The sequence below is a fragment of the Dyadobacter sp. BHUBP1 genome, assembly GCF_050587785.1.
Lineage (GTDB): Bacteria > Bacteroidota > Bacteroidia > Cytophagales > Spirosomataceae > Dyadobacter.
The window spans coordinates 129,817-141,782 of the sequence record NZ_JBOBIH010000008.1 but is presented as its reverse complement, the minus strand read 5'-3'; the positions used below and the strand labels follow the sequence as shown (position 1 = coordinate 141,782).

The following is an 11,966-nucleotide window of genomic DNA, read 5'->3' as shown; positions in this document are numbered from 1 at the left end:
GCAACCTCACGCGGAGGAATGCGCATCTTGCTGTCGAAACCACCAATTAGAATGGGTCGAATTTTAGCATTATTCAGCCAGGAAGCACAGCTCGTCAAAGCCCTCAGGAAGGAAGATCCGAAGGCCCAGCGACAGCTTTACGACAAGTACAGCCATCGAATGCTGGCTTTGTGCTTCCGCTATGTATGCGACGAAATGGCGGCCGAGGATGTGATGGTGGAGGGTTTTTTAAGGGTTTTTGAGAAAATAAACCAGTTTAACAGCGAAGGGAGTTTTGAAGGGTGGATCAGACGGATTATGGTGAACGAGTCCCTGGGTTATTTGCGGAAACAAAAACGGATACTGGAAGATAACCTGTCGGATGAGGCCAATAACATTCCCGATTACATCCACGCCGATCAGAACCTGGAAACCGAAGAGCTGATGGCGTTGATCGAAGCACTACCGGTAGGTTACCGGACGGTTTTTAACCTGTACGCTATTGAAGGCTACGCACACATTGAAATCGCCCAGATGCTGGGCATCACCGAAAGTACATCGAAATCACAGTTGCACCGCGCCCGGGGCTTGTTGCAAAGGATGGTGGCGGAATGGCAGAATGATTATAAAAAAAAAGTAGACTATGAAAAAGCATCCTGTTGATGATCTTTTCAAACGCAAACTCGAAGGATTGGAAAAAACACCTTCGGAAAATGCGTGGCTGAAAATTCAGGAAACGCGGCCGGCGAAGAACCGTCCCGTTGTGTGGGGTTGGTATGCTGCGGCCGGCGTGGCGGCGGCAATGATGGGAGGATACCTGGTTTGGCAGAATCAGCAGGGTGTTTCCCCGGGTGGCATTCAACCGCAGCAGACTGTTGCAGTGGCTAAGCCTGCGCCTGTTGATTCAGCGATTTACGCAGTAGAAAAATTAAATGTACCGGTTGAACAACTGACTGGGGCGGAGAAAAAAACTAATGCCGAAGTGGATAACACCGGGAAGGTTTTGAAACCCGCTTACAATGCACCTGGTAATGGAAAGACACAGATAGCGCAAGTAGTCAAAGCTCATGACAATGAGATGCCAAATGTGAAGGTACCGCGCATTCAAACTTCCGATACTCATCCCGAGCCTGTTGAGAATGCACCGGTTGTCGCTATTGCGGAAAACCCTTCGGTTCCGGTGAATGCAATGCAAGCGGAACCTACAAAAAATCCTGTTGCGCAGGATATAAAGACTTTGCCCGATGAGCCAGCTGTTAGCCGGGTAAACAAGCCGGAACCCGAACCGACAAGAACGATTGTCGTTGCGGTGGAGACCGGCACTAATGAAGGGGAAGAGAAACCACGTAATACCCGGTTTGCAAGGGTTTTCCGTCAGCTCAAAAATGCGAGGGCAGGTGAGAAAGTCGACTGGGAGGAAGTGGGTTTTAATCCGAAAAGCCTTGTAGCACGCGTGGACGATCGCCTGCGTGGCAAGGATGACAAAAGTTCAGACAAAGACCACCCTAAAGAAAAGACTAAACTGTAATCTATTGTGCCATGAAAAGTAAAATATATGCAATGGCGGTGCTGTTTGTATTGGCAGCCATTGGCACGCGCGCCGGTTCTTTGAAATTTAATGATGAGTTTTCCGAGAAGGATTCGATTATCGTGACATTTGGCGATAAAACACGGCTGATCATTTATGGCGAAAACCGGACGGAGCTAGAAAAGATTATGAAATACGACCTTAATGCGCTTTTGAAGGATCTCAAAGTCAGGTTGGACAGTACGCAGGCCGACACGACGTTTTTGCGGGAGGAGTTCAACGGGAATAAGTATTTGAAAAACCCGGAGCAGGAGGCGGACAAGGATTATGTAAGGATTGGCCTCCGGGGCATTCATATCAGGGACGGCGATACGAAAGTCTCTATCGACGGCTCAGGAGTGGATGTGAAGGACGGCGATGAGGTAGTCGGGTCGGATTCTACTTACCGGCGCATCGGAAAGCGGTTTCACCGGAGTTCGTGGGGCGGATCGAGCCCACGGAAGGGCTTTAATATTGCACTGGGGCTCAATGCTTATGGTACGAATGAGACGACCCCCGGTTTCAACAAGGACGATTATGACCTGAAACCGTTCGGATCGCGTTATGTGAGCTTGGGATATGTTGCAAGTGCGAATCTGGTCCGGGGTAAGGATGCGGGGTTAACGCTGGATTTCGGGATCGACTTTTCGTGGTACAACATGATGTACGACGGCAACAATACGATCATCAAAACGGACGACGGTGTTGAATTTCCGCTTGTGAAGAACGACGCAGGCGAGGAGGTGGATCTCGGAAAATCAAAACTCGTGGTCCCCTATGTGAACCTGTCGATTATGCCTACATTGAGCTTTTCGAGGTCGTTCATTTCCTACATCAGCGCGGGTGTCTACGGCGGGTACCGCCTGGGCAGCTATACCAAGGTCCGGCAAGTTGGATCGAAGGATGTGGATCGCGACAGACGTAATTTTTACATCGAAGATTTGCGCTATGGCTTAGCCGCCGAAATCGGTATCCGTAACTTTCCTGACTTATTTGTGAACTATGATTTGAATAATCTGTATCAGGCCAACAGAGGGCCGTCGGTCCGTATGTTGAGTTTCGGAGTAAGATTGTTCTAAGTTGTAAAAGTGCCCCTACGGCCTGGAATCTGCGTTTTTGATCCCAGGCTGTATTTTTTTTTAATTTTTTTTCAAAAGAATTTGAGAATCTAAAAAATGGGTATAATTTTGCGACTCCAAATTGTGAAACAAACGGTTTTCACGCTTGTGTTGAAATGTTGTCTGGGGGTGTACCAGAGTGGCCAAATGGGGCAGACTGTAAATCTGCTGACTTATGTCTTCGGTGGTTCGAATCCATCCGCCCCCACAGTTTGAGTCTGAGAAAGTGCTTCAAATCATACCAGTTTTGAGGTTAAAGACGAAAACAAATGCGGAAGTAGCTCAGCTGGTAGAGCGATAGCCTTCCAAGCTATAGGTCGCGAGTTCGAACCTCGTCTTCCGCTCCATTAGAAGCATCATCGAAGCGATTAGCGAAAACATTCAATAGATAACTTTCGCTAATCGCTTTTTGGTTCTAAGAACAATGCTTTTGTAGCTCAGGGCGGTCCGCCGATGCGGTAGAGCACTTCCTTGGGAAGATGAAAGAGAAAGAAGTAACAATGCTTTTGTAGCTCAGGGGTAGAGCACTTCCTTGGTAAGGAAGAGGTCAGGGGTTCAAATCCCCTCAAAAGCTCAGAAAGCAGGAAGTGTCCCTGCATTGGTTTTGATCCTGGTTTGGTAACGTTTGCGGTGTTTGATTGCAGTAAAGCCAGCAGGATCAATTAGTAGTGTATAATAAATTCGTAATAACTTTTAATTTTAAGCGTACTTAAGTCATGGCAAAAGAGACGTTTGACCGCTCGAAACCCCACGTAAATATTGGTACTATCGGGCACGTTGACCACGGTAAAACTACCCTTACAGCGGCGATTACAACTGTGTTGGCTGATAAAGGTTTTGCACAGAAACGCGACTTCTCATCAATCGACAATGCTCCTGAAGAGAAAGAGCGCGGTATCACAATCAACACTTCTCACGTAGAATACCAGACAGCCAACCGTCACTATGCGCACGTTGACTGCCCAGGTCACGCTGACTACGTGAAGAACATGGTAACTGGTGCTGCTCAGATGGACGGCGCAATCATCGTGGTTGCTGCTACTGACGGTCCAATGCCACAAACTCGTGAGCACATCCTTCTTGCTCGTCAGGTAGGTGTTCCTCAGCTAGTTGTGTTCATGAACAAAGTGGACATGGTTGATGATCCGGAACTTCTTGAACTCGTTGAGATGGAAATCCGCGAGCTTCTGAGCTTCTACGAATTCGATGGCGACAACATTCCTGTAATCCAGGGATCTGCTTTGGGTGGTCTTAACGGCGAACCTAAGTGGGTTAAAACTATCGAAGATCTGATGGAGGCTGTTGATACCTGGATTCCAATTCCTCCACGTATGACTGATCTTCCATTCTTGATGCCTGTTGAAGACGTATTCTCGATCACTGGTCGTGGTACTGTTGCAACTGGTCGTATCGAGCGTGGTGTAATCAACTCTGGTGATCCTGTTGATATCCTCGGTATGGGTGCAGAAGGTCTCAAATCAACTGTAACAGGTGTTGAGATGTTCCGTAAGATCCTTGACCGCGGTGAAGCTGGTGACAACGTAGGTTTGTTGCTTCGCGGTATCGACAAAGAAGAGATCCGTCGCGGTATGGTAATCTGTAAGCCAGGTTCAGTTAAGCCTCACCAGCACTTCAAAGGTGAAGTTTACGTACTGTCGAAAGAAGAAGGTGGACGTCACACTCCATTCTTCAACAAATACCGTCCTCAGTTCTACTTCCGTACCACTGACGTGACAGGTGAAATTACACTTCCTGCTGGTGTTGAAATGGTTATGCCAGGTGACAACATCACTATCGAAGTGAAACTGATCAACAAAATCGCTATGGAAAAAGGTCTTCGTTTCGCGATCCGCGAAGGTGGACGTACCGTAGGTGCTGGTCAGGTAACTGAAATTCTTGACTAATCAAGATAGCAATATTAAAACAAGTGCATTTCTTTTGGAATGCACTTGTTTTTTATAAAAAAGTCGTATCTTTGCAGCCCCGAATGGGCAATTGCACGATAAACGGGTGTAGTTCAAGGGTAGAATAGCGGTCTCCAAAACCGTTGATGGGAGTTCGAATCTCTCCACCCGTGCATAAATCGAAAAGGTGAAATGGAAAAATTTACTTCTTTTTTGAAAGCGTCCTGGGAAGAAATGACCCAACATGTTACGTGGCCGCCTTTCAACGAACTGCAAGCCAACACCACATTGGTGCTTGTAGGTTCGCTCATTTTTGCCTTCGTGGTAGGTGTAATGGATCTCGTATTCGAGAATGCACTGAAACTGTTTTACCAGTCTTTCTAAGGCTATTTTAGTAAAGATAACCCCCTGAAAGGTATGAGTAGTCTAAATTGGTTTGTATTGCGGGCAGTGTCGGGACAAGAGAAAAAGATCAAGTCCTACATTGAAAATGAAATAACACGCCAGAAACTGAATGAATTCGTTCCGCAAATCCTGATCCCTTCGGAGAAGATTTACGAAATGCGTAACGGTAAAAAGCGTGTACGGGAAAAGAACTTCTTTCCCGGGTATATTATCATTTCAGCCGATCTGTCCAAAGGGGAGGTTCTGCACATTATTACAAGTATTCCCGGCGTAATTGGTTTCCTGGGCAATGCCGAAGGAAATTCCAAAGTGCCCGTTCCGCTGCGTCAGTCAGAAATTAACCGTATTCTCGGTAAGGTCGACGAAGCAGAACAGCACGAAGAAGCGCCAAGCATGTCTTTCATCAAAGGCGAGACTGTGAAAGTCGTAGATGGTCCGTTCAGCGGGTTCATTGGTCTGGTGGAAGAAGTATTCGATGAGAAGAAAAAACTCAATGTAGTTGTAAAAATATTCGGGCGTAATACACCCGTGGAACTCAGTTACGCACAAGTAGAAAAGGATAGTTGAGCGAATAGCGGGCAGGTAGGCTTCCAACTGCATGTGAGCCGCTAATCAATCGATGAACCGACAAATTCCAAAACAATGGCAAAAGAAATAGGTGGATACGTCAAACTGCAGGTGAAAGGTGGCCAAGCCAACCCATCACCTCCAATTGGTCCTGCACTAGGATCGAAGGGTTTGAATATCATGGAGTTTTGCAAGCAGTTCAATGGCCGTACCCAGGATAAAATGGGTGTGGTATTGCCGGTAGTTATTACATACTACAAAGACAAGTCTTTCGACTTCGTCATCAAAACCCCCCCGGCCGCTATTCTTCTTCTGGAAGCCTCAAAAGTAAAGACAGGTTCGGCTCAGCCAAACCGTGTAAAGGTAGGATCAGTTTCATGGGATCAAGTTAAGACGATCGCTGAAACTAAAATGCCCGACCTGAACTGCTTCACCGTAGAGTCTGCTATGAAAATGATCGCGGGAACGGCTCGTAGTATGGGTATCACCGTGGCTGGCAAGGCCCCATGGGAAGAAAACAACTGAGCGTAGATTTATAGATACGCCAAAGAAACAAAGAACATGGGAAAATTGACCAAAAAGCAAAAAGAAGCTCTTTCAAAATACGACGCAACCCAGGCTTATACCCTGGAAGCAGCTGCGGATGTTCTGAAAACGATTTCCTATACCAAATTTGATGCTTCCGTAGATATCGACGTTCGTTTGGGCGTGGATCCTCGTAAAGCTGACCAAATGGTGCGTGGCGTGGTGACATTGCCACACGGAACCGGAAAAGAAGTTCGCGTATTGGTGCTGTGTACTCCCGACAAGGAGGCAGAAGCGAAAGAGGCAGGAGCGGATTATGTTGGTCTTGACGAATACATTACAAAAATCGAGCAAGGCTGGACAGACATCGACGTGATTATTACAATGCCGAGTGTAATGGCAAAAGTAGGTAGACTTGGTAAAGTATTGGGTCCTCGCGGTCTGATGCCAAACCCTAAGTCAGGAACTGTAACTCCCGAAGTAGGCAAAGCTGTGAAGGAAGTGAAAGCTGGTAAAATCGACTTCAAAGTTGATAAGACCGGTATTATCCACACCAGCATTGGTAAAGTTTCTTTCGGAACTGACCAGCTTGCGCAAAACGCAACGGAAGTTATCAATACCTTGGTTCGCCTTAAGCCTTCATCGGCCAAAGGAACTTACGTAAAAAGCATTCACTTGTCAAGCACGATGAGCCCGGGTGTTATTATTGACAAAAACACGATTCCAGGATTGTAATATGACACGGGAAGAAAAAGCAGTAATTATTGACGAGTTAAGTCAAAAATTCGCCAGCACGCCATACTTCTACATTACCAATGCAAGCGGCATGACCGTGAGCGAGGTAAATACCCTGAGAGGCCTTTGCTTCGAACGTGGTGTTGAATATCGTGTTGTGAAGAATACATTGATTAAAAAAGCGCTTGAAACACTAGATACGGATTATTCTTCTTTCGACGAAGTGTTGAAAGGATTTTCCGGAGTAATGTTTCACCCGGAGTCAGGTAAAGTACCTGCGCAATTGATCAAGGATTTCAAAAAGAAATCAGGTAGCGACAAGCTTAAATTCAAAGGAGCTTCTGTTGATTCATCTGTTTTTGTTGGAGAAAGCCAGCTGGACGTTCTGATTTCACTGAAATCGAAACAAGAACTGATCGGCGAAGTGATCGGATTGCTGCAATCACCTGCCAAAAATGTTATCGGCGCCCTTACAAGCGGCGGACAGAACCTGGCTGGTATTCTGAAAACTTTATCTGAAAAAGAAGACTAATTAAGTAGCCAGGCTTAGCTCTCCGGGTTTATAATTAAAGGAGCCTTTTTTAAATCATCTTATTGTATAATCAAAAAAATCAAAATAAAAATGGCAGATTTGAAAGCTTTCGCAGAACAGCTTGTTAACCTTACGGTTAAAGAAGTGAACGAATTGGCTGCAATTCTTAAAGACGAGTACGGTATTGAGCCAGCAGCTGCTGGTGCAGTAATGGTAGCAGGCCCTGGCGCTGGCGCTGGTGCTGATGCTCCTGCGGTAGAAGAGAAAACATCTTTCGATGTAATCTTGAAATCGGCTGGTGCTGGTAAACTTGCTGTTGTGAAATTGGTTAAAGACCTGACTGGTCTTGGCCTGAAAGAAGCGAAAGAACTCGTTGACGGCGCTCCAAAACCTGTAAAAGAAGGTGTTGCTAAAGACGAAGCTGACGCTCTGAAAAAGCAACTTGAAGAAGCTGGTGCAGAAGTTGAAGTGAAGTAATTTGCTCCACAGCATTAGAAGATAAATTCTTAGGGAATAGGCCTGACAACCGTCAGGTCTTTTCCTGTTTTCTATACCAACCAAACGAAAAAGCTCTTTTTAGCGTTCTGGTTAGAGGCGGTAACGGGTTTACTGCCGAAATCTCCTTCCGGCTAACTTTGTCCGAAACACTTCCTTACTCGTAGAATGGAAGAACAGGGACGGTTAACCTTTCTCTACGAGGCAATAGATTAGGTTAAAACTAATTAGTTTTTCTGCTAACCCAAATCACACATAGCCTTGGCTACTATTAATCCAAAAACACCAAGAAAGAATTTCTCTCGGATTAATCAGATTATCGATTATCCCGATCTTTTGGGAATCCAGGTACAATCGTTCCGTGATTTCTTTAGTCTGGATACATCGGTTGAAGACCGTTCCGGAGAAGGACTTTACAAAGTTTTCGCTGAAAACTTCCCCATCGCCGACTCACGCGAAAACTTCGTTCTCGAGTTCATCGATTATCTCCTTGAGCCACCGAAGTATTCAGTCGACGAATCCATCGATCGCGGTCTGACTTACGCAGTGCCTTTAAAGGCGAAGCTGCGTCTGATCTGTAACGACGCCGATCATGAAGAATTTGAAACCATTGAACAGGAAGTTTTCCTTGGAAACATTCCTTACATGACCGAACGCGGTTCGTTCGTGATCAATGGTGCTGAGCGCGTCATCGTTTCTCAGCTTCACCGTTCACCAGGCGTGTTCTTCTCGATGAGCAAGCACACCAATGGTTCCAAACTATATTCTGCGCGGATTATTCCATTCAAAGGTTCCTGGATCGAATTCTCTACGGACGTGAACAACGTGATGTATGCGTACATCGACCGTAAGAAGAAATTCCCGGTAACAACCCTTTTGAGAGCGATCGGTTTTGGATCTGATAAAGATATCCTCGACCTGTTCGGCCTTTCGGAGGAAATCAGCGCAACGCCTGCTAACCTGAAAAAGGCAGTAGGACGCCGGTTGGCGGCAAGGGTTCTCCGTACGTGGACTGAGGACTTTGTGGATGAGGATACCGGCGAGGTAGTTTCTATCCAGCGTAACGAAGTGTTGCTGGAACGTGACTCTACTATTTCTGCGGATGATATCGATGTGATCCTGGAATCAGGTCAGAAGTCGATCATCATGCACAAAGAGGACATGAACGTAGCGGATTATAACATCATTTATAACACGCTTCAAAAAGATAGCTCGAACTCCGACAAGGAGGCTGTTGAGCAAATTTACCGTCAGCTGCGTAATGCGGAAGCTCCCGATGAGCAAACTGCACGTGACGTAATCCAGAGCTTGTTCTTCTCGGATAAGCGTTACGACCTGGGTGATGTGGGCCGTTACCGGATCAACAAGAAATTGGGATCGGATACAAGCCTTGACGTCCGCGTACTGACGACTGGGGATATCGTTTCCATCGTGAAATACCTCATTGGTCTGATCAATGCGAAAGCGGTAGTCGATGATATCGACCACTTGTCAAACCGTCGTGTACGTACCGTGGGCGAACAGCTGTATGCACAGTTCGGCGTAGGTCTCGCACGTATGGCGCGTACCATCAAGGAACGTATGAACGTGCGTGACAACGAGGATTTCAAACCGGTTGATTTGATCAATGCAAGAACATTGTCATCGGTGATCAACTCGTTCTTCGGTACCAACCAGCTGTCTCAGTTCATGGACCAAACCAATCCATTGGCTGAGATTACGCACAAACGTCGTATGTCGGCACTCGGACCAGGTGGTCTTTCCCGTGAAAGAGCAGGTTTCGAGGTTCGTGACGTTCACTACACCCACTACGGGCGTCTGTGTACGATCGAAACACCGGAAGGTCCGAACATCGGTCTGATTTCCTCACTTTGCGTATTCGCGAAAGTGAATGGCATGGGCTTTATCGAAACGCCTTACCGGGTGATCGATAGCACAGGTAAGCTGACCAACGAGCTGATCTATATGACGGCGGAAGAAGAAGATTCCAAATACATTGCACAGGCTAATGCCTCTGTGGATGCAGAAGGAAACTTTACCGTTGATAAAATCAAAACACGTTTCGAAGGCGACTTCCCAATGGTAGATCCTTCGCAGGCATCTTATATGGACGTTGCTGCGAACCAGATCGTATCAGTAGCGGCTTCGTTGATTCCGTTCCTCGAACACGATGATGCGAACCGTGCTTTGATGGGATCTAACATGCAGCGCCAGGGTGTGCCTCTGTTGCGTCCACAGGCTCCTATTGTAGGAACAGGTCTGGAGCGCCGCGTGGCCATGGACTCCCGTGCATTGGTAGTAGCAGAAGGCGACGGTGTGATTGAATTCGTAGATGCGAAGAAGATCGTCGTGAAATACGACCGTACTGACGAGGATCGCCTTGTGAGCTTCATCGACGACAGCGTTTCTTACGACCTAGTTAAATTCCGTCGTACCAACCAGGACACTTGCTTGAACCTCCAACCAATGGTGTTGAAAGGTCAGAAAGTGAAAAAAGGCGAGCCGCTTTGCCAGGGTTATGGTACCGAAGGTGGTGAACTTGCATTGGGCCGTAACCTTCTGGTTGCATTCATGCCTTGGCAGGGATACAACTTCGAGGATGCGATCGTAATTTCCGAGAAAGTAGTACGCGACGATATCTTTACTTCGATCCACATCGAAGAATTCGAACTCGAAGTGCGTGATACCAAACGCGGGGAAGAAGAGCTGACCGCTGAGATTCCGAACGTAAGCGAGGAAACAGTGAAGAACCTCGATGAAAACGGTATCGTACAAGTAGGTACAGAAGTAAAAGAAGGTGATATCCTGATTGGTAAGATCACTCCAAAAGGAGAATCTGATCCTACCCCTGAAGAAAAACTTCTTCGTGCGATCTTCGGTGATAAAGCTGGTGATGTGAAGGATGCTTCTAAAAAGGCACCACCATCGATGAAAGGTGTGGTAATCGATACCAAACTTTTCTCTCGCCCAACCAAAGAAGAGCGTGCAAAACATAAAGACGAGCTTCGTCTGTTGATGAAGAAATACAGCCGCGACCTGACTGCATTGCGCGGACGCGTAATCGACAAACTGGTGACGCTGACTGACGGCAAAACCAGCTCGGGTGTAAAACATAAATTCGGCGACGAGCTGATCAGCAAAGGAATGAAGTTCAACGTGAGAAATATCTCGGAGAACCTGTTCCCTGCCAACAACCCGTACCGAGACGAAAGCCAATACGCAGTTCCTGAGGAGGTAAACCTTATCGGAGACGTATTGACCGACTCGTGGACAGAAGACGCTGATACCAACCGTCAGATCTCTCTGGTGTTGAAAAACTATCTCAATGCCCGCAGCGAAGTAATGGGCCGCTTCAAACGCGATCGTTTCGCATTGGAAGTGGGTGATGAATTGCCTGCTGGTATCGTGAAGCTTGCGAAAGTTTACATCGCCAAAAAGCGCAAGCTGAAAGTGGGTGATAAAATGGCGGGTCGCCACGGTAACAAAGGGGTTGTGGCGCGTATCGTTCGTGACGAAGATATGCCATTCCTGGAAGACGGAACTCCGGTAAACATCGTGTTGAACCCATTGGGGGTACCTTCACGTATGAACATCGGTCAGATCTATGAAACGATTCTGGCATGGGCTGGTCTGAAACTCGGCCGTCGTTATGCGACACCGATCTTCGACGGTGCAACAGAAGCGGAAGTAGCTGCCGAATTGAAAGAGGCGGGTCTGCCGGCTTGGGGACGTACTTACCTGTACAATGGTCTCACTGGTGAGCAGTTCGACCAGCCGGTAACAGTCGGTCTGATGTACATGATGAAACTGGGCCACTTGGTTGACGATAAAATGCACGCGCGTTCTATCGGGCCATACTCGCTCATTACCCAGCAACCATTGGGTGGTAAAGCGCAGTTCGGTGGACAGCGTTTCGGTGAAATGGAAGTGTGGGCGCTTGAAGCGTTCGGTGCATCGCACATTCTTCAGGAGATCCTTACGGTGAAATCCGATGATGTGGTGGGCCGTGCCAAAGCGTACGAAGCGATCGTGAAAGGTGAAAACCTTCCGAAACCAAATATCCCAGAGTCATTCAACGTACTCGTTCACGAGCTTCGTGGACTAGCATTGGAGATTACACTGGACTAATTTCTAGTCGT

General features: G+C 47.1%; 11 protein-coding genes and 4 tRNA genes. All 15 read left to right on the top strand.

Annotation, left to right across the window (positions count from 1 at the left end; genetic code table 11):
- The first annotated feature begins 51 nt into the window (after positions 1-51).
- The 15 genes from ACQ4MZ_RS25755 (at position 52) to rpoB (ending at position 11,955) form a co-directional block, all read left to right on the top strand.
- Complete coding sequence (locus ACQ4MZ_RS25755; RefSeq protein WP_430849980.1) at positions 52-642, top strand: RNA polymerase sigma factor; 591 nt, start codon at positions 52-54, stop codon at positions 640-642.
- Positions 623-1,507: a hypothetical protein gene (locus ACQ4MZ_RS25750; RefSeq protein WP_430849978.1), complete on the top strand. Its 885-nt coding sequence runs from the start codon at positions 623-625 to the stop codon at positions 1,505-1,507. Before ACQ4MZ_RS25755 ends, ACQ4MZ_RS25750 begins: the two co-directional genes overlap by 20 nt.
- Positions 1,508-1,518: 11 nt before the next feature.
- Positions 1,519-2,625 carry a hypothetical protein gene (locus tag ACQ4MZ_RS25745; RefSeq protein ID WP_430849976.1) on the top strand — a complete coding sequence of 369 codons (1,107 nt, stop codon included), beginning with the start codon at positions 1,519-1,521 and terminating at the stop codon, positions 2,623-2,625.
- 164 nt (positions 2,626-2,789) lie between these two features.
- A tRNA-Tyr gene (locus tag ACQ4MZ_RS25740) sits at positions 2,790-2,872 on the top strand.
- A 63-nt stretch (positions 2,873-2,935) separates the two neighbouring features.
- Positions 2,936-3,011 (top strand) — tRNA-Gly (locus ACQ4MZ_RS25735).
- A gap of 155 nt (positions 3,012-3,166) precedes the next feature.
- A tRNA-Thr gene (locus ACQ4MZ_RS25730) sits at positions 3,167-3,238 on the top strand.
- A gap of 142 nt (positions 3,239-3,380) precedes the next feature.
- Positions 3,381-4,568, top strand: a complete 1,188-nt coding sequence (tuf, locus tag ACQ4MZ_RS25725) for an elongation factor Tu (protein WP_291200727.1) — start codon at positions 3,381-3,383, stop codon at positions 4,566-4,568.
- A 102-nt stretch (positions 4,569-4,670) separates the two neighbouring features.
- Positions 4,671-4,741: transfer RNA gene (locus ACQ4MZ_RS25720), tRNA-Trp, on the top strand.
- Between the two features lie 19 nt (positions 4,742-4,760).
- On the top strand, positions 4,761-4,952 hold the full coding sequence (gene secE / locus ACQ4MZ_RS25715) for a preprotein translocase subunit SecE (RefSeq protein WP_015812909.1): 192 nt from the start codon (positions 4,761-4,763) through the stop codon (positions 4,950-4,952).
- Positions 4,953-4,985: 33 nt separating this feature from the next.
- Positions 4,986-5,540, top strand: a complete 555-nt coding sequence (gene nusG, locus ACQ4MZ_RS25710; protein WP_015812908.1) for a transcription termination/antitermination protein NusG — start codon at positions 4,986-4,988, stop codon at positions 5,538-5,540.
- 75 nt (positions 5,541-5,615) lie between these two features.
- Positions 5,616-6,065, top strand: coding sequence for a 50S ribosomal protein L11 (gene rplK / locus ACQ4MZ_RS25705; RefSeq protein ID WP_015812907.1), 450 nt, complete (start codon positions 5,616-5,618; stop codon positions 6,063-6,065).
- Between the two features lie 36 nt (positions 6,066-6,101).
- Positions 6,102-6,800: a 50S ribosomal protein L1 gene (rplA, locus tag ACQ4MZ_RS25700; protein WP_430849972.1), complete on the top strand. Its 699-nt coding sequence runs from the start codon at positions 6,102-6,104 to the stop codon at positions 6,798-6,800.
- A gap of 1 nt (position 6,801) precedes the next feature.
- Positions 6,802-7,332, top strand: coding sequence for a 50S ribosomal protein L10 (gene rplJ, locus ACQ4MZ_RS25695; protein WP_430850251.1), 531 nt, complete (start codon positions 6,802-6,804; stop codon positions 7,330-7,332).
- Positions 7,333-7,422: 90 nt separating this feature from the next.
- Positions 7,423-7,809 (top strand): 50S ribosomal protein L7/L12, encoded by a 387-nt coding sequence (gene rplL, locus ACQ4MZ_RS25690; RefSeq protein ID WP_223400673.1) that lies wholly within the window; start codon positions 7,423-7,425, stop codon positions 7,807-7,809.
- Positions 7,810-8,088: 279 nt separating this feature from the next.
- Positions 8,089-11,955, top strand: coding sequence for a DNA-directed RNA polymerase subunit beta (gene rpoB / locus ACQ4MZ_RS25685; RefSeq protein WP_430849969.1), 3,867 nt, complete (start codon positions 8,089-8,091; stop codon positions 11,953-11,955).
- Positions 11,956-11,966 lie beyond the last annotated feature (11 nt).